This is a genomic window from Ruegeria sp. AM9 (genome assembly GCF_056540565.1).
The window spans coordinates 154231-178721 of sequence record NZ_JBQFWY010000003.1 but is presented as its reverse complement, the minus strand read 5'-3'; the positions used below and the strand labels follow the sequence as shown (position 1 = coordinate 178721).

Here is a 24491-nt window from a genome sequence, read left to right as displayed (position 1 = left end):
ATACCTCAAAGGGTTGCGCGCAGCGGCGTGGACGCCGCTGCTGATGCTGGTGGACTACTGAACCTTGGCCAGCTCTTCGTTCATGGCCGCAACGGCGGCGGCGGCGTCAATCTCGTCATCGATATACTGACGCACGATCCGGTTGATGGCCTGAGAATTGATCATCTTCGAGGCCAGCGACAGCTGCCCCTCGGCCACACCCCAGCGCTGAGCCACGTCCAGACCGCCGACGATCTCGTCGATCATCGCCTGTTCGTAAAGCTCACCCAGCGGCGCCTTTCGGTCCACGCCCACAGGCAGCTCGGCCCAGGCTTCGGCAAAAGCGGTCGGGTTGTCGGCATTGCCGCGACGAACCGGGAATTTACCCTCGGGCGCGATGGCCAGCGTCTGGGTATAGCCCTGATCCATGGCGTATTTCACAAACTCCATCGCCGCATCGGTATCGGCATCGTTGGTGATGCCAAAGTAACGCACGTCACCCCAGGCCGCGCCATCGGGGTTCGACGGGCCGGACAGTTTGGTCACGATGCCGGTCTTGCCCGCCAGATCGCGCGAGGTCGGGTCGTCGGTGATGGTCGGCGGGGCGCTGTCGCGCAGACCGGCCAGTTCGTCCAGAATGAAAGGTGACCAGATGATCATCGCGGCCTTGCCGTCAAAATACAGCTCGCGCGATTGCTTCCAGTACAGCTCACCCGGAGGCGATGCCTTGGAGATCGCCTTGTAGAAATCCAGAACTTCGGTGGTTTTGGCTTCGTCCAGCGGATGGAACCCGTCGGGGCCAACCGGGCTTACACCATTGGCGAGGAAGACATGTTCCAGCACCTGGCTCATGAAGTTTTCGTCAACCTTTGTGGCCGAAACAAAGCCGTACATCTCGGGCGGGTTATGCAGCGCCTCGAGCGCGGCCTGAATGTCGGCAAAGCTGTCGGGCGCGTCCAGACCAGCCTCGTCGAACAGGTCCTTGCGGTAAACCACCATCTGGGTCCAGCCATCCACAGGCACGGACGCGGTTTCATCGTTGAACGCGGCCATCGCCAGCGCGCCGGGGGCAAAGGTATCGGCGCCCAGTTCCTCGATCACTTCGGTGGCGGCTTCGGTGTCCAGAATCCCCGCTTCGGCCCAGGGCAGCGCGTATTGCAGCGTGTGATAGACCACGTCGGGCAGGTCACCAGCGGCAAAGGCCGCGGTGGCACGGGTGCCCAGATCGCTTTCGGTGACGGGGATCACCTCGACCGTTGTGCCGCTTTCGGCCTTGAACTGATCGGCCATCTCCTGCTGTTTGGCCAGACGCTCAGGCTGTTCCTCGGTGGTCCAGAACCGGATCGTGTCGGCCTGCACGGACAGCGCAGTCAGCGCCAGGGCCAGCGACGATCCAAGCATCAGCCTTGCGGCTTTGGGTGTCAGTTTCATTTGTGGTCTCCTCCCGGTCATTCTTTGTTGATTTGCGTGCGTTTCACCGCCAGCTCCGTCGGCGTCAGATGCGGCGGCCCGTCCGATCCCCCTTCGACCAGAGTCGCTTCGGTCAGTTCACGCAGGGTCGCGGGGTCCTCGCCCCGGATCTGGCGGATCAGCAGGGTTGCCAGCCGCTGCCCTGCCATGCGGGAATCGACGGCGAACGTGGTCAGCGCCGGGCGCGCGTAGCGGCATTCAGGAATACCGTCATAGCCGATGACCGACACGTCGCGGCCAATCTCAAACCCCAGATCTTGCGCGGCTGCGCAGAACCCCAACGCGGCCAGATCGGTGGCAAAAACAATCGCGGTGGGCGGCAGATCCTGCTGCATAAGCACCATCGCCTGCGCGGCACCGTCTTCGCGCGTCCGGGCGCCCTCGCGGATCAGATCGGGATCAAGCAGCAGGCCCGCCTCGTGCAAACCTTCGGTGTATCCGTCGCGGCGCAGGTGGCTGTAGTTGAACTTGGGATCACTGCCGACATAGCCGATGCGCGTATGCCCGAACCCAGCCAGCCGCAGCACCGCCTTGCGCATGGCGGTTTCACCCGCGATGTCGAACCACGAGGTCTCCTCGCGCGTGTTCGGCTGCCCGTACCCAGTGCGACCATAGAGGATATGCGGCACTTCGAGATTGCGCAAAAGCCCGGCGCGGGCATCCTTGACCATCGTTCGCGGCAGGATGAAACCGTCCGCCTTGCGTTCCTCGAACAGACGGCTGAGCACTTTCAGCGTGTCACGTTCCGAGGTTGCCGTGGAAATCGTCATCGTCCAGTCCAGATTACTGGCAGCCTCGCAGGCTCCAGCCAGAAAATCCTGAAGGAACGGGTTGTGCTGATCGGGCTCGTCGCTGTTCAGCACCATCGCAATGGCGCGCACCTGCCCGGTCCGGATTGCCTGCGCATGGCTCAGCGGGCGGTACCCCAGCTTGCGGGCGGCGGTCTGAACCCGGTTCCGCGTCACCTCGGAAATATCGGAGTAACCGTTCAGCGCCCGCGATACCGTGCTCTTCGACAGGCCCAGATGCGCCGCCAGTTCGTCCAGCTTCACCCGGCCAGAGACCGAAGTGCGATTCGCGGACGTGCGCGATGGATATGAGAGATTCGTAGCCATTTTTTTCATTTGTTTGCTCCGAAACCGGTTTCGGCAACGAAAAAGTTAAAAAAGATGCAAACTGGTCATTTTTTAGCGCCTTTGAAGATTTTTCATTCCAACGCCACGACTTACCGAGGGGCGGAGTCCGCTAACTCTGCGTTTCGACCAGCACTTTCAGGTTGGAGAGGCCCCGTTCGTAGTCGCCGCCGACCCATTCATCCATCATCAGCCCCATCCACCGCGCCATCGGATTCAGGCCCAGATCTGTAACGAATCCCCAGGTCACCTGCGTCTGATCCCCCCGAGGCACCAGATCAAACGACGCAACGGCGGTTCCCATCGACCCGAAATCCAGCGCCGTTCTGACCGCCTGATCGGGGATGCTTTCAATGATCTCCTGCGATCCGGTCCCGACCTGCGGATGCTCCGAGCTCCAGTTCAGGGTGTTGCCCACCCCGGCCTCGGGGCCGCTATAGGTCAGTTGCGTCGCGGGATCACGCTCCAGCCAGGGTGACCATTTCTCGGTCTCCTGCATCGAGTTCACATAGGGAAAGATGGCAGTGGGCGGGGCGTCGATGACAATGCTGCGCGCCACTTCGGCCCGACCGGGCAACAGGTAGGAAACCCCGATCAGCAGCAAAACAAGCACAAGCAGAGCCAGAAGAATGCGTTTGATGAATCGCATGAAACGTCTCCGATCCAAACCCGGATACGGCGACTATAGCAAAAAATAGCGCGGAATCAGAGACCTGATCCCGCGCCTGTCAAAACTACGGACTGTTCCGACGGGTCAGACGATCACGAATTTCTTGTCCTGCGGGTCATAACATTGCAGCCCGCCCTCACCGATATCGGTCCACAGCCCATGCAGGCTGAGCGAGCCGTCCTGCACCGCCGAGGACACGAACGGGAAGGTCATCAGGTTTTCGAGCGAGGCGACAACGGCCTGCCGTTCGAACTGCCGCGCCTGATCGACGCTGTCTTCGATATCGGCGACCAGCTCGTATTTCGGCTTCAGGATATCCATCCAGCGTCCGACAAAGCTGTCCTTGGCTTCCAGTTGCGGGGCCTGACCTTTGCACATGTCGATGCAGCCCTGAACCCCACCGCATTGCGAATGGCCCAGCACGATCAGATGCGCCACCTTCAGCGCAGTCACGGCGTATTCGATCGCCGCACTGGTGCCGTGGTGATCACCGTCGGGCGCGTAAGGCGGCACCAGGTTGGCGATGTTGCGGTGGATGAAGAAATCGCCCTGATCCGCCCCGAACATCGAGGTCACATGCACACGGCTGTCGCAACACGATATCACCATCGCACGCGGGCGCTGCCCCTCGTTTGCAAGGCGGCGGAACCAGACCTGATTTTCAGAGTAGGTGGTGGCTTTCCAGCCGTGATACCGTTTGACCAAATAGCCCGGCAGAGGTTTTGCTAAGTCCATTCTTCTGTCCATTTTTTCGAGTTCCCAAGGGCTGCTCTACCCCGAATTCGCAGAAAATTCGAGCAATTATCCTGCGCGGACGCAAGGTTTTGCAAAGGAATTCGCGATCAAAGTCGATCCATGCCGTGGGGGCATAGAGAATTGGGGTGAACGTGGTGGAAAAGATACTCACGCTTGAACACAAGGAAACCGTCCGGCTGGACCTGGACCAGCTGAGCGGGCTGTACCGGCAATTGGGCGACAAGAACGCGCTGGATGTACTGTGCCGCACGGTCGAGGAACTGGCCGTACGCCTGTCGAACTGTGAACGGTTCTGGCGGCAGCGCGACTGGGCGGGACTGCGCAAATGCGCGCGGTCGCTGGTGGCGATTGCCGATCAGATCGGCATGGTCGCGCTGGCGCGGGTTGCCGGGGATGTGGCGCAAACCGTGGATACGGGCGATGCGGTGGCCACCGGTGCCACCCTGTCACGGCTGATCCGGGTCGGAGAAAAATCGCTGACCGTGATCTGGGACCAGCAGGATCTTTCCGTCTGACGGGGCTTGCGGACGGGCCGTGGGCGGATAGGCTGGGCGCAAACCGAACCAGCCGAGATTTCCATGACCCTGTCCTTTGCTTCACCCTCTGACCCTTCGCTGCCGCTGCACGTCATCGCGCAACCCGATCTGGACGACTGGCTTGCCGGCCAACCGGATCACGTGTCGAACTGGGTGCAGGCCAGCGGCTTTACCGGCGCGCTGGGGCAGGTCGCCCTGATCCCCGGCCCGGACGGAACGCCGCAATTTGCCGTGGCAGGCTATGGCACAGGCGCAGGCCGCACGCGCAAGCGGTTTCCGCTGGCCGCCGCCGCCGAATCCCTGCCCGAAGGCACCTATCACATCACGTCGGGCGTGCCTGCGGATGCGCTGGCAACCGAATGTCTGGGCTGGCTTCTGACCGGCTATGCGTTTGATCGTTATGCCGCGCAATCCGGGGCCAAGGCCCGTCTGGTTGCCCCGGAAGGAATTGACGCGGCGCGGATCGAGGTTCTGGCTCAGGCCGAGGCCCTGACCCGCGATCTGGTCAACACGCCTACCGAAGATATGGGCCCCGACCAGTTGCAAGCCGCCACCGAGGCGCTGGCACAGGAATTCGGCGCCTCCTGCAACGTGATCAAGGGGCAGGCCTTGCTGGATCAGAACTTTCCGATGATCCACGCGGTTGGCCGCGCCGCCGCGCAGGAACCACGCCTGATCGAGATGAACTGGGGCAGTTCCGGCCCCAAGCTGACTTTGGTCGGCAAAGGCGTGTGTTTCGATACCGGGGGGCTGAACCTGAAGCCCGGCAACTCGATGGCGCTGATGAAAAAGGACATGGGCGGATCGGCCAATGTGCTGGGTCTGGCGCGGATGATCATGGCGCTGAAACTGCCGGTTCAGCTGCGCGTGCTGATCCCGGCGGTTGAGAACTCGGTCGCCGGAAACGCCTTTCGGCCCGGTGACATCCTGACCTCGCGCAAGGGTCTGACCGTCGAGATCAACAACACCGATGCCGAGGGACGGCTGGTGCTGGCCGATGCGCTGACGCTTGCGGATGAGGGAACGCCCGATCTGGTGATCTCGATGGCCACGCTGACCGGCGCAGCGCGGGTGGCCGTTGGCGGCGATCTGGCGCCGTTTTACACCGATGATGACAGCGCTGCCGATGCCTTGGCGCGGGCCGGACAACAGGCCGCCGACCCGGTCTGGCGGATGCCGTTCCACGAACCCTATGAGGCGATGATCGAACCGGGCATTGCCGATCTGGACAACGCGCCCTCGGGCGGGTTCGCGGGATCAATCACCGCCGCGCTGTTCCTGCGCCGGTTTGTGGGCGACAGCCGCTATATGCATTTCGACATCTATTCCTGGCAAGCCAGCAAAGCGCCGGGCCGCTGCAAAGGCGGACTGGGACAAGGCCCGCGCGCACTGCTGACCGCCCTGCCCGAGATACTGGACCTATGACCAAACAGCGCATCATAAACCCCGTGGTCGACCTGCGGCGCCACCCCGATGGCCCGCGGGACCGGCAGGTGTTGTTCGGTGACACGGTCGCCGTGATAGAAACCCAAGGCGGCTGGAGCCGGATCATCGCTGACAAGGACGGCTACTCTGGCTGGGTCGCCTCGGAGCAGTTGGGGGCAGCGGTTCCCGATACACATTGGATCACCGCCCCCGCGACCCATGCCTATGCAGAGCCGGATATGAAAAGCCCTGACCGGGTCTCGCTGAGCTTCGGCAGCAAGGTTCAGGTCTTGTCGGAACAGGGCCGGTTTCTGGAAACGGAACTGGGTTTCATCCCCGCCGTCCATGCCAAGCTAACGGCCACCCATCTGACCGATCCGGTTGCCGTGGCCGAGCTGTTTCTGGGCACGCCCTATCTGTGGGGCGGCAACAGCCGGTTCGGGCTGGATTGCTCGGGTCTGGTGCAGGCCGGGCTTTTGGCTTGCGGCATCCCCTGCCCTGGCGACAGCCGTGACCAGGAACGGGAGCTGGGCCAGGCCCTGCCCGCAGGGACGGATCCGAAACACGGTGATCTGCTGTTCTGGAAAGGCCATGTCGCCTGGGTCTATGACGACAACATGCTGCTGCACGCCAATGCCTATCACATGGATGTAACATTCGAGCCGATGGATCAGGCAATCGCGCGCATTCTGGATCAGGGCGACGGGCCTGTTACATCCCACAAAAGGTTTTAATCAAGATCGACCGAGCGGATCAGCTTGCGCTCCAGCACCCGCAGCACGGTGCGCAGGTCATGGCCGCGTTTCAGGATGCGGCCATCCATGCCAATCACCGAGTACATCCCCTGCCTTTGCCGCAGACGCGGATGTTTCTCGACCCGGTAGATCGGATGCTCGGCCGTACGGCGAAAGATAGAGAAAACCGCCATATCCCGCAGGTTCGAAATACCGTAATCGCGCATTTCCCCGGCGGCGACCATCCGACCATAGACGGACAGGATATGGGACATCTCGTGCCGGTTAAACGCGACGGGCATCTGTGCCGAGTTAGCAGAAAACCGGCTGGGAGGCTGCATGTTCATACCCTCAGCCTTGCCGGAAAACGCGTTTGAATCAAGCCCGAGCACGACAAGGTGTGGTTTTTTGGTCGATTGTGACCTAGCGCCGCCCGACCTGACGACAAATCAGAATCACCGGCAATAGCCCCACCGCAAGGATCACCAGCGAAGGTACGGCCGCCCCTTCGAGCCGCTCATCCGAGGCCAGCCGATAGGCCTGTACCGCCAATGTGTCAAAGTTGAACGGGCGCATGATCAGGGTGGCGGGAAGCTCTTTCATCACATCGACAAAGACGATCAGAAGCGCGGTCAGAAGTGATGGTGTCAGAATAGGCAGATGCACCCGGCGCAGCGTGCCCAGCGGCGTCTGCCCCAATGATCGCGCGGCCGCGTCCATATTGGCGTGAACCGTGCTCTGGCCGCCTTCATAGGCGCTGAGCGCGGCAGCCAGAAAACGCACCATATAGGCCGCGATCAGCAACCAGATCGACCCCGTCACCAACAGCCCGGTCGAGATATCGAAGGTCTGCCGCATCCACGCATCCAGCGCGTTGTCAAAGCTGGCGAAGGGCACCATCAGTCCCACCGCGATCACCCCGCCCGGCACCGCATATCCCAGCCGCGCCAGATAACCTGCGGTGGCCGATCCCCTGCCAGGGCGCAGCCGTTGAAAGAACCCCACGCAGATCGCCGCAAACACCGTGACCACCGCCGCCGTGCCTGCCAGCGTCAGTGAGTTCTGGATGAACCCGATATAGCGCCGCGACAGCAGGTTCTGTTCCGACTGCAGGCCCATCTGGATCAGGATGAAAACCGGGAGCAAAAAGCCCAGAAAGACCGGAACAGCGCACAGCGTGAACGCCGCCACGGATTGCCAGCCCTTCAACTGCGCAGAAGGCAAGGAGGCATGGCTTTTGCCCGCCTGATAATATTTCGCCCGGCCCCGCTGTATCCGCTCGGCCATCGCCATGACCAGCGCGAACCCCAGCAGGCACAGAGCCAGCTGCGCGGCGGCGGCGCGGTCTCCGATCGAGAACCAGCTGGTATAGATACCGGTGGCAAAGGTCTGCACACCGAAATAGGCCACCGTGCCGAAATCGGCGATGGTCTCCATGATCGCCAGCAGAACACCGCCCGCAATGGCCGGTCGTGCCATCGGCAGCGAGACATGCCAGAAGGCCAGCCACGGGCTTTTGCCCAGCGCGCGGGCGGCCAGAAAAGCGGTGGCGCTTTGCTGCAGGAACGCCGCGCGGGCCAGCAGATAGACATAAGGATACAGCACGAGGATCAGCATCACCGCCGCGCCCTCGGTTGAACGAATCTCGGGGAACCAATAGTCGCGCGGCCCCCAGCCTGTTACCTCGCGCAGGGTGGTCTGGACGATGCCGGGATGATCCAGAATGAAGGTATAGGCATAGGCCAGAACATAGGCCGGGAAGGCCAGAGGCAGGACCAGCGCGATCTCAAGGAAGCGCACGCCGGGAAAACGACACATCGTCACCAGCCACGCCGCGCCCACCCCGATGGAAAAGGTGCCCGCTGCCACCAGAACCACCAGGATCACTGTTGTCAGCGCATAGCGCGGCAGAACCGTGTCCAGCAGATGCGAGATCGTGTCCGTCCCGCCCGTCACCGCCGCCAGAACAACCGCCACCATCGGCAACAGGCAGGCGGCCGCCACCAGACAGGCCACCGTGCCGACCAGCCGGGTACCAAACACGCCCCGATGGCGCGTTCCATGTTCTGACAATTCGATTTCGGCCATGCGGGTTCTTTGCTTGGTGTTAGATTGCCTTTTCGACTAAATTTGTCGGAATTTCCAGCACCAATAAACAGCCACCGGGCCTCAAGAAGATCAAACCGTGGCTTGGGCGTTCGTAGGAATTCCAGACTTGCCGCGATCATTGGGATCAGCTCCAACTCATTCAAAGGCTCAGAGTTGGGAATTCGATGAAAATCAAAGTGCTTCTCTTTTTGTCACTTGTTGCCTTCCAATGCTCGTCGGCACATGCGGGTACGAGTAAAGATATAGAGTTTGCGGCAAAATGTCTGGAAACGGGCAAAACCGAATTGGAAAACTCAACGCTGAATTGGAAGGAAATCAGATTTCTGGAAGAGCTGGATTTTTGTCTGCTTTCAGTGGCCGAAAGATTGTCAAACCCCGACAAACTGATGGGCTGGATGGCAGCAAGCGGGTTCCGCGTGCTAGATCCGGTTGCTCAGCCCAATGTTGTTATGAGGTTATACGACTACGACGGCGAAGGGGTGATTATTGGCGGATTGATCCCGAAGGGCGAGCTTCAATGGAGTATGCACCCAACCCACTCGTTTTTGGCTTACAGCCTGTATTCAGGTGTCGTGCTGCAAGATGATGGTATTCCGGTTCATGTGACCAGCGTCTTGAATCGCAATTGATCACTGGCGTCAAAAACGAAGCATTTAACGTTGGCGAGCGGCGCAAGATACGCCGCCCTCGGATTTTTCATTCGTAAACGCGCTGATCCTCGATCACCAAACCGTCCTTGGGCAGCGATCCGGGGGCCACCACCTCGATCGCGCCTTTCAGCTTCAGGACTTCGATGACAGATTTGGCATAGGCCACGTCGTCGTCGCGGGGGCTTTCGATCTGAACGGTCATGGTGTCCATCTCACCCTGGCGGGCGGCGATGACGCGGGCCTTGACGATCTCGTCATGCTTGTCGACCAGCGCGGCCACTTGTTCGGGGCGCACGAACATGCCCTTGATCTTGGTGGTCTGATCGGCCCGCCCCATCCAACCCTTGATCCGCAGATTTGTGCGGCCACAGGGGGATTGGCCCGGCATGATCGCCGAAAGATCGCCTGTGGCAAACCGGATCAGCGGATAGTCGGGGTTCAGCGAAGTCACCACGACCTCACCCACTTCACCCTCGGCCACGGGGATTCCGGTGCCGGGTGTGACGATTTCGACAATGACATGCTCGTCGATGATCATCCCCTCCATCGCGGGGCTTTCATAGGCGATATTGCCCAGATCGGCAGTGGCATAGCATTGCAGGCACGCGATGCCCCGGTCGGCATATTCCTGACGCAAGGACGGGAACAGCGCACCACCGCCAACTACGGCCGCGTTGAAGCCCAGCGCCACGCCCATCTCATCCGCCTTGTCCAGAATGACCTTCAGGTAATCCGGGGTACCGGCATAGGCGGTGCAGCCCACGTCGCGCGCGGCGGTCACCTGCAGCTCGGTCTGGCCGGTGCCGGCGGGCAGCACGGCGGCCCCAACGGCCCGCGCACCGCTTTCAAAGATCATACCGGCAGGGGTCAGGTGGTAGCCAAAGCAGTTGTGGACAATATCGCCCGGACCCACGCCTGCCGCGTGAAGAAACCGCCCCATGCGCCACCAATCCGGGTCGGTGCTGCCGGGCTCATAGATCGGGCCGGGGGATTGAAACACATGGTGGAAATGCCGCGCCGGTTTGACGGTAAAGCCGCCGAACGGGGGCCGCGCCGCCTGCGCCTGCGCCAGATCGGCTTTGCGCAAAACCGGCAGTTTCACCAGATCGTCCACCGAGGCGACAGCGTCGGTGTTCACACCGGCCAGATGTGCCTCGAACCCCGGTGCGGACAGCGCCCGCTGAAGCTGAACACGCAGGGCCTGCGCCTGATCGGAGGCACGCTGGTCGGCTGAGCGGGTTTCGAGCGCGTCGTAGTACTTCGTCATGACCATATCCTCCATCCGCTTACAGCCACCTCTTGCGGCGGCGATACGAGCGCACGTCACGGAAGCTTTTGCGCCCCTCATCCGACATGCCGAGATAGAATTCCTTCACGTCCGGGTTTTCGCGCAGCTCAGCCGCCGGGCCATCCATCACCACGCGGCCTGATTCCAGAATATACCCGTAATGGGCAAATCGCAGCGCCACATTGGTGTTCTGTTCGGCCAGCAGGAAGGACACGCCCTCTTTTTCATTCAGGTCTTTGACGATGCCGAAAATCTCTTCGACCAGCTGCGGCGCCAGACCCATCGAGGGCTCATCCAGCAGAATCGTCTCGGGGCGCGACATCAGGGCCCGGCCCATCGCAACCATCTGCTGTTCACCGCCCGAGGTATAGCCCGCCTGAGACCGGCGGCGCTCCTTGAGGCGGGGGAAATAGGTATAGACCAGATCAAGATCCTGTTGGATCGCGGCCTTGCCGTCCTTGCGGGTATAGGCGCCGGTCAGCAGGTTTTCCTCGACCGTCAGGTGTTCGAAGCAGTGGCGGCCTTCCATCACCTGGATGACGCCCTTTTCCACCAGATCGGCCGGATCGCTTTCATGCACACTGGTGCCGCGGTATTTGATCGACCCTTTGGTGACCTCGCCGCGTTCCGAATGCAGCAGGTTCGACACCGCCTTGAGCGTTGTCGTCTTGCCCGCCCCGTTGCCGCCGAGCAGAGCGGTGATGCCCCCTTTGGGCACGGTCAGGCTGACACCCTTCAGAACCAGGATGACGTGGTTGTAGATCACCTCGATATTGTTGACCTCAAGCAGAGTGTCTGCCGCAACGTCCGTGGTTTGTGCCGTATCCAGCATCTGCGCGTGTCCTTGTGCGAGTGTGGGGTTCGGGGCGGCAGTTCACCGCCGCCCCGGTGTATCAAAGCGCCTTAATTGCAGCGCGGTTCGATCTTGTTTTCCGCAGCATAGGCCCCGGAGTCCTCGTCGATCAGCGCACCGATCACGTCACCATCGGTCGGTTTGAACTCAGAGATAACGTTCCACGACTGGGCCGATGCATCCCATTGCGTGACACCGACCAAACCGGGGCCACCATGGTTTTCACAGGAAACATCGAATGTCGGGCCAAAACCGCTCATCCCAAGTTCGGCCATTCTTTCCTCGGTAATGCTGAGCGCTTCCATCCCATCCCGCATCATTGGTGGGGTGATATCCGCAACACCATGAATTTCCTGAGCAGTCCGGATAGCTTCAGCCGCCAACATGGCCGCATAGACCGCACGGTTATACTGAACAGTACCGACCTTGTCGCCAGCGCCGGCTGCTTTTCCCGCGTCGTGAACATATTTCTTTATGTCATCGAATACGGGAAAATCATCACCTGTCGCGGTAAATGCCAACGCCTTGTACCCGTTGGATGCCTCGCCAGAGGGGATGACGTCCGGTTCCGCGCCGGACCACCAGATGCCCATCATGTTTTCCATCGGAAAACGGATGTTCGCAGCCTCCTGAATGGCGACCTGGTTCATCACGCCCCAGCCCCACAGAATGACATAATCGGGACGGTCACGGCGGATTTGCAGCCACTGGGATTTTTGTTCCTGCCCGGGCGAATCCACCGGCAACAGCGCCAGTTCATAGCCGTGCTTTTTGGAAAGCTCCTCAAGCGTCCGAATGGGCTCTTTCCCGTAGGCCGAATTGTGATAGACCAACGCCACTTTTTTGCCGGTCAGGTCGCCGTCATTGACTTCCAGCAGGTGATTGATCGCACCCGAGGCGCCGTTCCAGTAATTTGCGGGATAATTAAAGACCCATTCAAAGACCTTGCCATTTGCGGCTGAAGTTCTGCCATACCCCATCGTGTGCAAAGGAATCTGGTCAGCGGTCACTTTGGGTATCAGCTGATACGTAATACCTGTCGACAGCGGTTGATAGACCAGCGAGCCTTCGTTCTTTGTGGCCTCGTAGCATTCAACGCCCTTTTCGGTGGTGTATCCGGTTTCACATTCGACCATCCGAATGGGAACGCCGCCGATACCGCCGTCCCGCTCATTGAGCATTGTGAAATAGTCGTTATACCCATCCGAGAACGGAATGCCGCCTGCCGCGAACGGTCCGGTGCGATAGCTCAGATCGGGGATCACCAGATCCGCCAGAGCCGGCCCTGCGGCCATCAGGGCGCCAAGCGCCGCGGTTGCCAGTTTCAATTTCATCGGGTGTCTCCTCCCTTGGTTGGTCCGATGTTGGGGTCGGGCTTTTGCACCCGTTTTCTGATTGGGCCTGCCCCTTAGTGCGGGAACGGCCAGAGTCTGAGTTTTTCTTTCGCCACGCGCCACAGCTGCGCCAGGCCATGCGGTTCAAGGATCAGGAACAGGATGATCAGCCCGCCGACAATCACCAGCTGCAGATGCGCCACGATATCCGTGGGCCAGCCCAGCCAGTTGGCGCCGACCACTTTCAGCCCCACCGGCAGCAGCACCAGGAACGCCGCCCCCGCGAAGGAACCGAAGATCGAGCCCAACCCGCCAATAATGATCATGAACAGCACCAGGAACGATTTCTGGATGCCAAAGGCCTCACCGACCTCGACCGCGCCCAGATAAACCGCAAAGAACAGTGCGCCCGCGATGCCCACAAAGAACGAGCTGACGGCAAAGGCGGTCAGTTTCGCCTTCAGGGGATTCACCCCGATGATCTCGGCGGCGATATCCATGTCGCGGATCGCCATCCAGGTACGCCCGGTGGTGCCGCGCGTCAGGTTCCGCGCAATCAGGGCGCACAGGGTCAGGAAGATCAGGCAGAACAGATAGGTCGCCCAGGCCGGAGCATTCGGCCCGGTGATGATGATGCCGAACACGTCACGCTCGGGCGCGTTGATCTGACCAGAGGCCGAGTAATTGTAGAACCACGGCACCCGGTTGAACAGCCACACCAGGAAGAACTGCGCCGCCAGCGTCGCCACCGCCAGATAGAACCCCTTGATCCGCAGGGATGGCAGGCCGAACAGCACGCCGACGATGGCCGTGATGCCTCCGGCCAGAATGACGTGGATGAACATGGACACATCCGGAAAGGCGGTCATCAGCTTGTAGCAGGCATAAGCCCCCACGGCCATGAACCCTCCGGTGCCCAGCGAGACCTGACCGCAATAGCCCACCAGAATATTCAGCCCGATCGCCGCAATCGCGTAGATCAGGAACGGCAGCAGCAGCGCATTGGCGACGTAGTCGTTGATCAGGAACGGAACGATCCCAAACGCCACCACCAGCACGACATAGTACCGATACCGGTCGAACTTGATCGGGAAGGTCTGGCTGTCATCAATGTACGAGGTTTTGAAGTCCCCGGCCTCACGATAGAACATGTCTTACTTTCCCCATTCTTCCTGCGCTTTGTTGCGGGCTTCAGAGTCCAGTTGGTTGGACCCTTTGGCATATCCGCTCGCCTCGGAGGCGCGCACCAGTTTCAGATAGGCCAGAACGCCCATGATTAGTCCGGCAAAGGCCAGAATTGCGGCGATGGTCAGTTGGCCGTCGGTCAGATCGTCCGAGGTGAGCGCGATGTATCCAAAGGCCCAGAACCCGGCCCATGCGATCACGTTGATGATGGCGATGAATTTGGTCATGCCCTATACCCTCTCGATGATTTTCTCACCGAACAGACCCTGCGGCCGGAACACCAGAAAGATCAAGGCCAGCACATAGGCGAACCAGTTCTCGGTCGCGCCACCCACCAGCGGGCCGATGGCGAACTCGAACAGTTTCTCACCGACGCCGATGATCAACCCGCCGACGATGGCGCCGGGGATCGAGGTGAACCCGCCCAGCATCAACACCGGCAGCGCCTTGAGCGCGATCAGCGAAAGCGAAAACTGCACGCCCGACTTGGTGCCCCACATGATGCCAGCAACCAGCGCGACAAAGCCTGCCACCGACCAGACCATGATCCAGATAAAGTTCAGCGAAATGCCCACCGACAGCGCCGCTTGGTGGTCATCCGCCACCGCGCGCATCGCCCGGCCCTGCTTGGTGTACTGGCTGAACGCGACCAATGCCGCCACCAGCAGCGCCGCGATCACCGTCGCCACGATGTCCAGATTGTCGATGAAGAAGCCGTAGCCGAAGATGTTAAAGGTCGTCTCGTCGATCCACAGGTTGATGCCCTGCGGCAGACCCACATCCAGCGTCTTGATCTCGGACCCCCACATCAGGTCGGCCACGCCTTCAAGGAAATAGGCCAGACCGATGGTGGCCATGAACAGAATGATCGGCTCCTGCCCGACCAGATGCCGCATGACGAACCGCTGCACCGCCCAGGCCAGCAGCACCATCACGCCCATGGTCAGGATGATCGCCAGCAGCGCCGGCACATTCCAGCCGAAATAGTGGATATGCGTACCGAAGGTGGCGTTGATCAGATGCGCAAACGGCACCTGACCGCTCATGATCCCGACCAGCGTCATCGCCGCAAACAGGGCCATAACGCCTTGGGCATAATTGAAAATCCCCGAGGCCTTGTAGATCAGCACAAAGCCCAGCGCGACCAGCGCATAGAGAACCCCGGCCATCAGACCGTTGAGGATGACCTCCATCGCGAATACGAGTTGTTCAGGCATTTGCGCCTCTCCCCATGTCTGTCCGATGCTCAGTCATGACTGACCCCCAGATAGGCGTCGATCACGTCCTGATTGCTGCGCACCTCGTCGGGGGTGCCGTCGCCGATCTTCTTGCCGTAATCCATCACGACCACCCGGTCGCTCAGGTCCATGACCACGCCCATATCGTGTTCGATCAGGGCGATGGTGGTGCCGAACTCGTCATTCACATCAAGGATAAAGCGGCTCATGTCCTCTTTCTCTTCGACGTTCATGCCAGCCATCGGTTCATCCAACAGCAGCAGCTTGGGTTCGGCCGCCAGAGCGCGTGCAAGTTCGACCCGCTTTTTCAACCCGTAAGGTAGGCGCGAGACCGGCGTCTTGCGGATGTGCTGGATTTCCAGAAAGTCGATGATCTTTTCGACGGCTTCGCGGTTTTCCACCTCTTCCGCCTCGGCTTTGCCCTTCCACCAGGCCTGCTGAAACATGTTGGTCTTCATGTAGTTCAGCCGCCCGGTCATGACGTTGTCCAGCACGCTCATGCCTTCGAACAGGGCGATATTCTGGAACGTCCGCGCAATGCCCTGCCGCGCCACCTCATAAGGGCGCATCGGCGGGCGCTTTGACCCATGAAACCAGACCTCGCCCTCTTGCGGGACATAGAATCCCGAGATCACGTTCAGCATCGAGGACTTGCCCGCCCCGTTCGGCCCGATGATGGCGCGGATTTCGCCCTCGCGAATGTCGAACGAGATATCCTTGATCGCCACCACACCGCCAAAGCGCAGGGTGATGTTCTTCATCTCCATCACCACACCGCCGATTTTGCGGCCGTCTTCGGTGACATATCCTTCGGTACTATCCAGCATCAGCCTCTCCCTGACTTATGCAAACACGGGACGGCGGGCGGGGCGATGACCGCAGGTCGAGCGGCGCGCGACCGGCCTTCATTCCGCCGCCACCTTGTGCTGAGCGACCGGCACAACCGGCGCGTCCACAATCTCCAGCGTCGCCGAGATCGACCCCTTGCGGCCGTCCTCATAGGTCACCTCGGTCGTGGTCGAGACAGTTTCGGACCCGTCATACAGTGCCGCGATGATGTCGCTGAATTTCTCCTCGACGAACCCACGCCGCACCTTCCGCGTACGCGTCATCTCACCATCATCGGCGTCCAGTTCCTTGTGCAGTACGACAAAGCGATGCACCTGACAGCCCGACAGCATTTCATCGGCGGCAACGGACTTGTTCACTTCTTCCACGTGGGACTTGATCGTCTCCAACACACGCGGATGTCCCGCCAGTTCCTGATAGGACGCGTAGGCCACGTTGTTGCGTTCCGCCCAGTTACCCACCGCGGTCAGGTCGATATTGATGAAGGCCACGCAATGATCCCGGCCACTGCCGAACAGCACGACCTCAAGAATATCGGGATAGAATTTCAGCTTGTTCTCGACATATTTCGGCGCGAACATCGACCCATCGGCCATCTTGCCCACGTCCTTGGCGCGGTCGATGATCCGCAAATGACCCGAGCCTTCCTCGATGAACCCGGCATCCCCGGTGGCCACCCAGCCCTCGGCATCCTTGGTCGAGGCTGTCGAGTCCGGGTTGTTGTAATACTCGACGAACACACCGGGCGAGCGGTAGTGGATCTCGCCATTGTCGTCGATTTTCAATTCAACCGCCGGCGCGGGCACACCAACCGTATCGGCGCGCACCTCACCATCAGGTTGAACGGTAATAAACACGGTGGCTTCGGTCTGACCGTAAAGCTGCTTCAGGTTGATGCCCAGCGAGCGATAGAAATCAAAGATCTCCGGCCCGATGGCCTCACCCGCTGTATACCCCACGCGGAACCGGCCATAACCCAGCGTATCCTTGAGCGGACCGTAGACCAGCAGATTGCCCAGCGCGTATTTCAGCTTGTCGCCGAAACCCACCGGCTTGCCGTCCAACAGCAGGCCACCGACCTTCTTGGCGTGCGCCATGAAGTGATGGAACATGCGCCGCTTGAACTTACCCGCATCCTCCATCCGGATCATGACGTTGGTCAGCTGAGTCTCGAACACCCGCGGCGGGGCGAAGAAATAAGTCGGTCCGATCTCGCGCAGGTCAGTCATCATCGTATCGGCGCTTTCGGGGCAGTTCACGCAGAAACCGCACCAGTAGGCCTGTCCGATGGAAAAGATGAAATCCCCGACCCAGGCCATCGGCAGGTAAGACAGGATGTCCTCATTCCGGGTCAGGTGATCGAATTCGGCCGAGTTCTTGGCGCTTTCGATCACGTTGCGGTTCGACAGAACCACACCCTTGGGCTTGCCCGTGGTGCCCGAGGTGTAAAGCATCACGCAGGTATCGTCATAGGTGATCGCAGCGGTCCGCTTGTCCAGTTCCGCATCGAACCGCTGATGACCCGCGCGGCCCTCGGCCATGATGTCTTCCAGCGCGTTCATCTGGGAATGGTCGTATTTCCGCATCCCGCGCTTGTCGGTATAGAAGATGTGTTTGACCTGATGCAGGTTTTCCTGAATCTCGATGACCTTGTCGACCTGCTCCTGATCACCGCAGACGACGTATTTCGCGCCGCAATGCTCCAGCACATAAGCCATCTCTTCGGCCACCGAATCCTGATACAGAGGCACCGGCACCGCGCCCACCATCTGCGCCGCGACCATCGACCAGTAATGCGCAGGACGGTTGCGGCCGATCACGGCAATATGATCGCCCTTTTCAACGCCGATCTCGAGGAAACCAAGCGCCAGCGCGCGGACCTCGGCAGCGGTTTCCGCCCAGGTCCAGCATTGCCAGATGCCGAATTCCTTTTCCCGATAGGCCGGGACATCCCCGAACTGTGTCGCATTGCGATGTAGCAGCGCCGGAAGGGAAGCCATCCCGTCCGCGCCCGACTGCGTCTGAGCCAATCTCTCTCTCCTCCCCATCCGGCCCCTCCCCGGGCCGGAAATGGCGGGTCCGGGTCAAAGGCCCGAACGCCAACGCCCCGATAAGGGACGCGAGAAAGATCAGCGTCAACTTTTTCCTGATGTTTTCTCAATTCTTACGAATTGTAACAGCCCTGACTCGGCAAATGTTCAGCCCGATCTTACTGCACGAAAGCACCGCCAAACCCAATCCTGTTTAAACGCGAAACGACGGGTTGCCTGGGCCTGCGTGCTATTCATCAAATCCAAGGGCACGTGGCACTCAGACCCGAAAAGCCGCTTTGTTACCTTTTTCAGGCCGGCGGCCTAACACGATTCGTCAGATTAAAAAGGTCTCAGAAAATCAGATATTGATGGAAACCAACTACAACGAATGCCGACACTGCGACGACAAGTACAGACGCGTAGTACCCGATGTTATGTCGCTGTTTTTTGGGTTGCATACTCCATTTGGCCCACTTTTCTTGCATTGCGTTGTCGGCTGAACCCACGTCGTGTTTCATAGTAACCCCACTCCGATTGGCACCGTTTAAACGGCTAAATCCCACCCCGCCCGGTCCTTTGACCAAATTTGTGAGAACCGGCGCGTCTGCGCATATACTTCAATTCGACTCTCGATGAGCGGTTCGAGCTTGCATCATCAACACTGAACCCAATGGGAACACATTGTTCATGTTGCGTTAACATATCCGCCGTGAACAGCAGAGCCATCGACGCATGGACCTGTTCTACCTTGAACAGCGGCCAACTGCCCCGGATGGGTTCTGGAAACTCAGTGAGCTGGTCCGACGAGAACTGTGCGCCAAAGATTCTAAACTAGGCAGCAGAATGTTACAGCCAGTCGCGCAATATTGGGATCAGCGGCACATCGGCCGCAGGCATCGGATAGCTGCGCAGATCGTTCGCCCGCACCCATTTCAGCGCCTGACCTTCCTTCGACTGCGGAATACCCTCCCACTTGCGACAAGCAAACAGTGGCATCAACAGGTGAAAATCATCATAGCTGTGGCTGGCAAAGGTCAGCGGGGCGAGGCACGAGGCCCAGGTGTCGATGCCCAGTTCCTCATGCAATTCGCGGATCAGCGCGACCTCGGGGGTTTCGCCGGGTTCGATTTTGCCGCCGGGGAATTCCCAAAGACCGGCCATCGACTTGCCCTCGGGGCGCTGCGCCAACAGGACCCTGCCCTCGATATCGATCAGGGCAACGGCAGAAACAAGGATAGTTTTCACGAGCGATAATCCGCGTTGATCTCGATATATCCATGGGTGAGGTCACAGGTCCAAACTGTGGACTTGCCCGCTCCCAGCCCCAGATCGACGGTGATCACCAGATCCTGACCTTTCATATAAGCGGCGGCGTCTTCCTCGCGGTAATCGGGGCTGACCCAGCCTTTCTCGGCCACAAGGATGTTTCCGAAAGAGATGCTCAGCAGATCCCGGTCCGCCGCAGCGCCGGATTTGCCGATGGCCATCACAACGCGGCCCCAGTTCGGGTCTTCGCCCGCAATTGCCGTTTTCACCAGCGGCGAGTTCGCAATCGCCAGACCATGCACCTTGGCGTCAGCGTCCGAGGCGGCCCCGGTCACGCGGATTTCCACGAATTTCGTAGCGCCTTCCCCGTCGCGCACCACCTGCTGCGCGAGGTCCAGCATCACAGCCTCCAACGCCTCGGCAAAAGCCGCGTTGCCTGTGGCGTCCACGCCCGACGCGCCGGTGGCACACAGCAACAAGCTGTCAGAGGTCGAGGTGTCGCTGTCCACGGTGATGCAGTTGAAGGTCCGGTCGGTCTGGGCCCCCAGCATCGCCTGCAATGCCGATTGTTCGACCTGCGCATCGGTGAAGATATAGACCAGCATTGTCGCCATATCGGGCGCGATCATGCCGGACCCCTTCGCAATCCCCGCAATAGAGACTGTTTTGCCGTCAATCTCGACCTGTGCCGATGCCCCTTTAGGGAACGTATCGGTGGTCATGATCGCCCGCGCCGCGTCTTCGATGGCATGACGGCTGAGGCCCGATTTCAGCGCCTCAAGCTGCGCAACGATACGCTCATGCGGCAGCGGTTCACCGATCACGCCAGTCGAAGAGGTAAAGACCCGCTCGACCGGAACGCCGGTGGCTGTCGACACGGCCTGCGTCACCTCGGCCACCGAGGTCTGACCGTAATGCCCGGTGAACGCGTTGGCATTGCCCGAGTTCACAAGGACCGCCGCAGGCCCATCGCTGGGTCCGCCGATCTTGTCCTGACAATCCAGCACCGGGGCCGCGCGGGTGGCGGACCGGGTGAACACCCCGGCGACCGAGGTGCCGGGGTCCAGCACGGCCAGCATGACGTCGGTGCGGCCCTGATAGCGCACACCCGCCTCGACGGTGGCAAAGCGCACACCGTCAATTGCAGGCAATTCGGGAAAGCCCGCCGGGGCCAGCGGAGAGACCTTGGTGATCGTGGCCACGGGCGTTTACTCCTGAATCAGGTCAGTCTGACGCAGAACTTCGGGGCCAGCGCCTTCCAGTGCCGGGCGCTCGATCTCGGCCTGCTGAGTCAGTTCGTCGATGCGGGCCTGAATGACCTCTTGCTGCAAGGTCTGGGTCAGCTCGGCGCGGACCTGATCCAGCTCGGGCGCCTCGGATTTGCGCTTGTCGTTCAGGGTGATCACATGCCAGCCGAACTGGGTTTTCACCGGCTCGGACACCTGACCTTTTTCCAGGCCGATCACGGCCGCCTCAAAAGCCGGAACCATCTGGCCCGATCCGAACCAGCCCAGCTCACCCCCATTGGGGCCTGACGGGCCGGTCGATTTTTCCTTGGCCAGCTCGGCGAAATCGGCGCCGTCGTCCAACTGCGCCTTGATGTCCTTGGCCTCTTCTTCGGTTTTCACAAGGATGTGGCTGGCGTTGAATTCATCCGCGCCCTGGAAATCGGCATATTTCGCGTCATAGGCCGCCTGGATCGCGTCATCCGTCAGCTTTTCCTCGAGCAGCGTATTCACCGTCTGAACCGCCAGCAGCGAGCGCGTCTCATTGTCCAGCGCCAGTGTGTTCAGCTTGGACAAGGCGTCCTGCTGCTGGCCCAGCAGCACCTGCTGGATCAGCTGGTCGACGATCAGCTCGTACAGGACGTCGTCTTCGATCTGTTGGTACTGCTCGGGCAGGGCAGCCCCGGTGGCAATGACGTGACCCAATGTGATCTCATCCCCGTTCACACGCGCGATGACAGTGCCGGCGTCGGGTTTGGTTTCAGCCGCCAATGGCAGGGCCATCACCGCAGCAAGCGCCAGCGATGGCAGAAAAGTGAGGCCTTTGGGCATGGAATCATCCTATTTCTTTGCCGCGACAGGGCGTGGCGTTGACACTCTGGGACCTGCCGCTTACATCGCTTTGAAGCCTTGGACAGGGCCACCTTTCACCCCCCGTATCTATGGGTTGCGCGCAAGGTGGGCAAGCCTGTCGCAACCACGATAAGAACAGATCCGCTGGAGTGAACATGCTGGGACTCGGAACGCTCGCCAAAAAGGTGTTCGGAACACCGAACGACCGCAAGATCAAGGCGACCCGCCCCCTGATCGAAAAGATCAACGCGCTGGAACCCGAGTTCGAGAAGCTGTCCGATGAGGGCCTGATCGAAAAGACCGCAGAACTGCGCAAACGCGCGCTGGACGGTGAAAGCCTGGACGCGCTGCTGCCCGAAGCCTTTGCCAACGTCCGCGAAGGCGCCAAGCGCGCGCTGGGTCTGCGCGCCTTTGACGTGCAGCTGATGGGCGGCACCTTCCTGCATCAGGGCAATATCTCGGAGATGAAGACCGGTGAGGGCAAGACGCTGGTCGCCACCTTCCCCGCCTATCTGAATGCGCTGACCGGCAAGGGCGTGCATGTGGTCACGGTGAACGAATACCTGGCCAAACGCGACTCGGAATGGATGGGCAAGGTGTTTGCCGCCGTCGGCATGACCACCGGAGTGATCTGGTCGGGCCAGCCGGATGCCGAGAAGATGGCCGCCTATAAATGCGACATCACCTATGCCACCAATAACGAGCTGGGGTTCGACTACCTGCGCGACAACATGAAGGCCGATCTGGAGCAGGTCTATCAGAAGTACCACAATTTCGCGATTGTGGACGAGGTGGATTCGATCCTAATCGACGAGGCGCGTACGCCGCTGATCATCTCGGGGCCGTCGCAGGACCGGTCGGACCTGTATACCGCCATCGACGGGCTGATCCCCTCGCTGAGCGACGATCACTACTCGCTGGATGAGAAATCCCGCAACGTGACCTTCACCGACGAGGGCAACGAGTTTCTGGAACAGCAGCTGATGGCCGCCGGCCTGATCCCCGAAGGCCATTCGCTCTATGATCCCGAAAGCACCACGGTCGTGCACCACGTGAACCAGGGTCTGCGCGCGCACAAACTGTTCACGCGCGACAAGGATTACATCGTGCGTGACGGCAATGTCGTACTGATCGACGAATTCACCGGCCGCATGATGCCGGGTCGCCGCCTGTCGGAAGGCCTGCACCAGGCCATCGAAGCCAAGGAAGGCGTCCAGATCCAGCCCGAGAACGTGACGCTGGCCAGCGTGACCTTCCAGAACTATTTCCGCCTCTATGACAAGCTGAGCGGCATGACCGGTACCGCCCTGACCGAGGCCGAGGAGTTTGCCGAGATCTACGGTCTGGGCGTGGTCGAGGTTCCGACCAACAAGCCAATCGCCCGGGTGGACGAGGACGATCAGGTCTATCGCACCGGCGCCGAGAAATACGGCGCGATGATTGAACAGACCAAGGAAGCACAGGAAAAGGGCCAGCCGGTCCTGCTGGGCACCACGTCGATCGAGAAATCCGAACTGCTCAGCCAGCTGCTGCAAAAGGAAGGTATCGCCCACAATGTCCTGAACGCCCGCCAGCACGAGCAAGAGGCGCAGATCGTTGCCGATGCGGGCCGTCTGGGCGCGGTGACCATCGCCACCAACATGGCCGGTCGCGGCACCGACATTCAGCTGGGCGGCAATGTGGAAATGAAGGTGCTGAAGGCGCTGGCTGAAAACCCCGAGGCTGATCCCTCGGAACTGCGTGCCGCGGAAGAAGCCAACCACGCGGCAGAGAAGGAAAAGGTTCTGGCCGCCGGTGGCCTGTATGTGATGGCGTCCGAACGCCACGAAAGCCGCCGTATCGACAACCAGTTGCGTGGCCGCTCGGGCCGTCAGGGCGATCCGGGGCGCACGGTGTTCTACCTCAGCCTCGAAGACGACCTGATGCGCATCTTCGGTTCGGAACGGCTGGACAAGGTTCTGACCACTCTGGGCATGAAAGAGGGCGAGGCCATCGTCCACCCCTGGGTCAACAAGTCGCTGGAACGGGCGCAATCCAAGGTCGAAGGCCGCAACTTCGACATGCGCAAGAACGTTCTGAAATTCGACGACGTGATGAACGACCAGCGGAAGGTTGTCTTCAGCCAGCGGCGCGAGATCATGTCCTCGGATGACCTGTCCGAGATCGTCTCGGACATGCGCGAGCAGGTGATCGACGACCTGATCGACGAATACATGCCGCCCAAATCCTATGCCGATCAGTGGGACACCGACGGCCTGCACGAGGCGATCAAGGACAAACTGACCATTGACGCCCCGGTTCAGGACTGGGCCGCCGAGGAAGGTGTGGATGACGAACAGGTGCGCGAACGCCTGATCAACGCCGCCGACGAGATGATGGCGCAGAAGGCCGCCGCCTTTGGCCCCGAAAACATGCGCAACATCGAAAAGCAGGTGCTGCTGAACACCATCGACAGCAAGTGGCGCGAGCACCTGCTGACGCTGGAACATCTGCGTTCGGTCGTGGGTTTCCGCGGCTACGCGCAGCGCGATCCGCTGAACGAATACAAGAACGAAAGCTTCCAGCTGTTCGAAGGAATGCTCGACGGCCTGCGCGAAACCGTGACCCAGCAATTGTCGCGCGTGCGTCCGCTGACCGAGGAAGAGCAAAAGGAAATGCTGGCGCAGATGGCGGCACAGCAGGCACAGGCGCAACAGGCGGTCGATCAGGCCTCGGACCGCGCCGAGGCGGTGGCCGAGGCCGAAGCCTCGGGCGATGCCCGCCCCGGTTTTGTCGAGGACGATCCCAGCACCTGGGGCAACCCGTCGCGCAATGACCGGTGCCCCTGCGGGTCGGGCAAAAAGTTCAAACATTGCCACGGGCGTCTGACCTAACGTCACCCGATTGCAGACACATTGAGTCCCTG

Annotated in this window: 22 protein-coding genes; 5 read left to right on the top strand and 17 right to left on the bottom strand. The window is 60.5% G+C overall.

Annotation, left to right across the window (positions count from 1 at the left end):
* Positions 1–54: 54 nt before the first annotated feature.
* The 4 genes from ACR0DO_RS08075 to ACR0DO_RS08060 form a co-directional block, all read right to left on the bottom strand.
* Entirely contained in the window at positions 55–1410 is a 1356-nt protein-coding gene (locus ACR0DO_RS08075; protein ID WP_480557757.1) for an ABC transporter substrate-binding protein, read from the bottom strand.
* 17 nt (positions 1411–1427) lie between these two features.
* Positions 1428–2564, bottom strand: coding sequence for a LacI family DNA-binding transcriptional regulator (locus ACR0DO_RS08070; protein ID WP_480557755.1), 1137 nt, complete (start codon positions 2562–2564; stop codon positions 1428–1430).
* A 130-nt stretch (positions 2565–2694) separates the two neighbouring features.
* Entirely contained in the window at positions 2695–3231 is a 537-nt protein-coding gene (locus tag ACR0DO_RS08065) for an SRPBCC family protein (protein WP_480557753.1), read from the bottom strand.
* Between the two features lie 105 nt (positions 3232–3336).
* On the bottom strand, positions 3337–3987 hold the full coding sequence (locus ACR0DO_RS08060) for a carbonic anhydrase (protein WP_170444539.1): 651 nt from the start codon (positions 3985–3987) through the stop codon (positions 3337–3339).
* A 146-nt stretch (positions 3988–4133) separates the two neighbouring features.
* Here ACR0DO_RS08060 and ACR0DO_RS08055 point away from each other — a divergent pair, with 146 nt between their 5' ends.
* From ACR0DO_RS08055 to ACR0DO_RS08045, 3 genes are all read left to right on the top strand, one after another.
* Positions 4134–4523, top strand: coding sequence for a hypothetical protein (locus ACR0DO_RS08055; protein ID WP_421597780.1), 390 nt, complete (start codon positions 4134–4136; stop codon positions 4521–4523).
* A gap of 63 nt (positions 4524–4586) precedes the next feature.
* Positions 4587–5969, top strand: coding sequence for a leucyl aminopeptidase family protein (locus tag ACR0DO_RS08050; RefSeq protein ID WP_480557751.1), 1383 nt, complete (start codon positions 4587–4589; stop codon positions 5967–5969).
* Entirely contained in the window at positions 5966–6703 is a 738-nt protein-coding gene (locus ACR0DO_RS08045; RefSeq protein WP_480557749.1) for a C40 family peptidase, read from the top strand. The genes ACR0DO_RS08050 and ACR0DO_RS08045 overlap by 4 nt, the downstream gene beginning before the upstream one ends.
* On the opposite strand, the gene ACR0DO_RS08040 is transcribed toward ACR0DO_RS08045, so the two are convergent.
* Both ACR0DO_RS08040 and ACR0DO_RS08035 read right to left on the bottom strand, forming a co-directional pair.
* Positions 6700–7050 carry a DUF2794 domain-containing protein gene (locus tag ACR0DO_RS08040; RefSeq protein WP_170444551.1) on the bottom strand — a complete coding sequence of 117 codons (351 nt, stop codon included), beginning with the start codon at positions 7048–7050 and terminating at the stop codon, positions 6700–6702. The genes ACR0DO_RS08045 and ACR0DO_RS08040 overlap by 4 nt on opposite strands.
* A gap of 76 nt (positions 7051–7126) precedes the next feature.
* Positions 7127–8791 carry an ABC transporter permease gene (locus ACR0DO_RS08035; RefSeq protein WP_480557747.1) on the bottom strand — a complete coding sequence of 555 codons (1665 nt, stop codon included), beginning with the start codon at positions 8789–8791 and terminating at the stop codon, positions 7127–7129.
* 185 nt (positions 8792–8976) lie between these two features.
* On the opposite strand from ACR0DO_RS08035, the gene ACR0DO_RS08030 reads away from it, so the two are divergent.
* Entirely contained in the window at positions 8977–9441 is a 465-nt protein-coding gene (locus tag ACR0DO_RS08030; RefSeq protein ID WP_480557745.1) for a hypothetical protein, read from the top strand.
* A gap of 67 nt (positions 9442–9508) precedes the next feature.
* On the opposite strand, the gene ACR0DO_RS08025 is transcribed toward ACR0DO_RS08030, so the two are convergent.
* The 11 genes from ACR0DO_RS08025 to ACR0DO_RS07975 all read right to left on the bottom strand — a co-directional run bounded on the left by ACR0DO_RS08025 (position 9509) and on the right by ACR0DO_RS07975 (position 21565).
* The gene (locus tag ACR0DO_RS08025) at positions 9509–10735 is read right to left on the bottom strand and encodes a phenylacetate--CoA ligase family protein (protein ID WP_480557743.1); all 1227 of its coding nucleotides are present in this window, start codon (positions 10733–10735) and stop codon (positions 9509–9511) included.
* A gap of 13 nt (positions 10736–10748) precedes the next feature.
* The gene (locus ACR0DO_RS08020) at positions 10749–11582 is read right to left on the bottom strand and encodes an ABC transporter ATP-binding protein (protein WP_170444559.1); all 834 of its coding nucleotides are present in this window, start codon (positions 11580–11582) and stop codon (positions 10749–10751) included.
* A gap of 71 nt (positions 11583–11653) precedes the next feature.
* Positions 11654–12937, bottom strand: coding sequence for an ABC transporter substrate-binding protein (locus tag ACR0DO_RS08015; protein ID WP_480557741.1), 1284 nt, complete (start codon positions 12935–12937; stop codon positions 11654–11656).
* Between the two features lie 74 nt (positions 12938–13011).
* On the bottom strand, positions 13012–14088 hold the full coding sequence (locus tag ACR0DO_RS08010) for a branched-chain amino acid ABC transporter permease (protein WP_480557739.1): 1077 nt from the start codon (positions 14086–14088) through the stop codon (positions 13012–13014).
* 3 nt (positions 14089–14091) lie between these two features.
* Entirely contained in the window at positions 14092–14349 is a 258-nt protein-coding gene (locus tag ACR0DO_RS08005; protein WP_170444568.1) for a hypothetical protein, read from the bottom strand.
* 3 nt (positions 14350–14352) lie between these two features.
* Positions 14353–15339 carry a branched-chain amino acid ABC transporter permease gene (locus tag ACR0DO_RS08000; protein WP_480557737.1) on the bottom strand — a complete coding sequence of 329 codons (987 nt, stop codon included), beginning with the start codon at positions 15337–15339 and terminating at the stop codon, positions 14353–14355.
* Positions 15340–15368: 29 nt separating this feature from the next.
* On the bottom strand, positions 15369–16187 hold the full coding sequence (locus ACR0DO_RS07995; RefSeq protein ID WP_170444577.1) for an ABC transporter ATP-binding protein: 819 nt from the start codon (positions 16185–16187) through the stop codon (positions 15369–15371).
* Between the two features lie 78 nt (positions 16188–16265).
* On the bottom strand, positions 16266–18209 hold the full coding sequence (locus ACR0DO_RS07990) for an AMP-binding protein (RefSeq protein WP_480558169.1): 1944 nt from the start codon (positions 18207–18209) through the stop codon (positions 16266–16268).
* Positions 18210–19088: 879 nt separating this feature from the next.
* Positions 19089–19487 carry an 8-oxo-dGTP diphosphatase MutT gene (mutT, locus tag ACR0DO_RS07985; RefSeq protein WP_480557735.1) on the bottom strand — a complete coding sequence of 133 codons (399 nt, stop codon included), beginning with the start codon at positions 19485–19487 and terminating at the stop codon, positions 19089–19091.
* On the bottom strand, positions 19484–20710 hold the full coding sequence (argJ, locus tag ACR0DO_RS07980) for a bifunctional glutamate N-acetyltransferase/amino-acid acetyltransferase ArgJ (RefSeq protein WP_480557733.1): 1227 nt from the start codon (positions 20708–20710) through the stop codon (positions 19484–19486). The genes mutT and argJ overlap by 4 nt, the downstream gene beginning before the upstream one ends.
* Positions 20711–20716: 6 nt before the next feature.
* Positions 20717–21565, bottom strand: a complete 849-nt coding sequence (locus ACR0DO_RS07975) for a peptidylprolyl isomerase (protein ID WP_480557731.1) — start codon at positions 21563–21565, stop codon at positions 20717–20719.
* A 176-nt stretch (positions 21566–21741) separates the two neighbouring features.
* Here ACR0DO_RS07975 and secA point away from each other — a divergent pair, with 176 nt between their 5' ends.
* Positions 21742–24459 (top strand): preprotein translocase subunit SecA, encoded by a 2718-nt coding sequence (gene secA, locus ACR0DO_RS07970; RefSeq protein WP_480557729.1) that lies wholly within the window; start codon positions 21742–21744, stop codon positions 24457–24459.
* Positions 24460–24491: the final 32 nt, after the last annotated feature.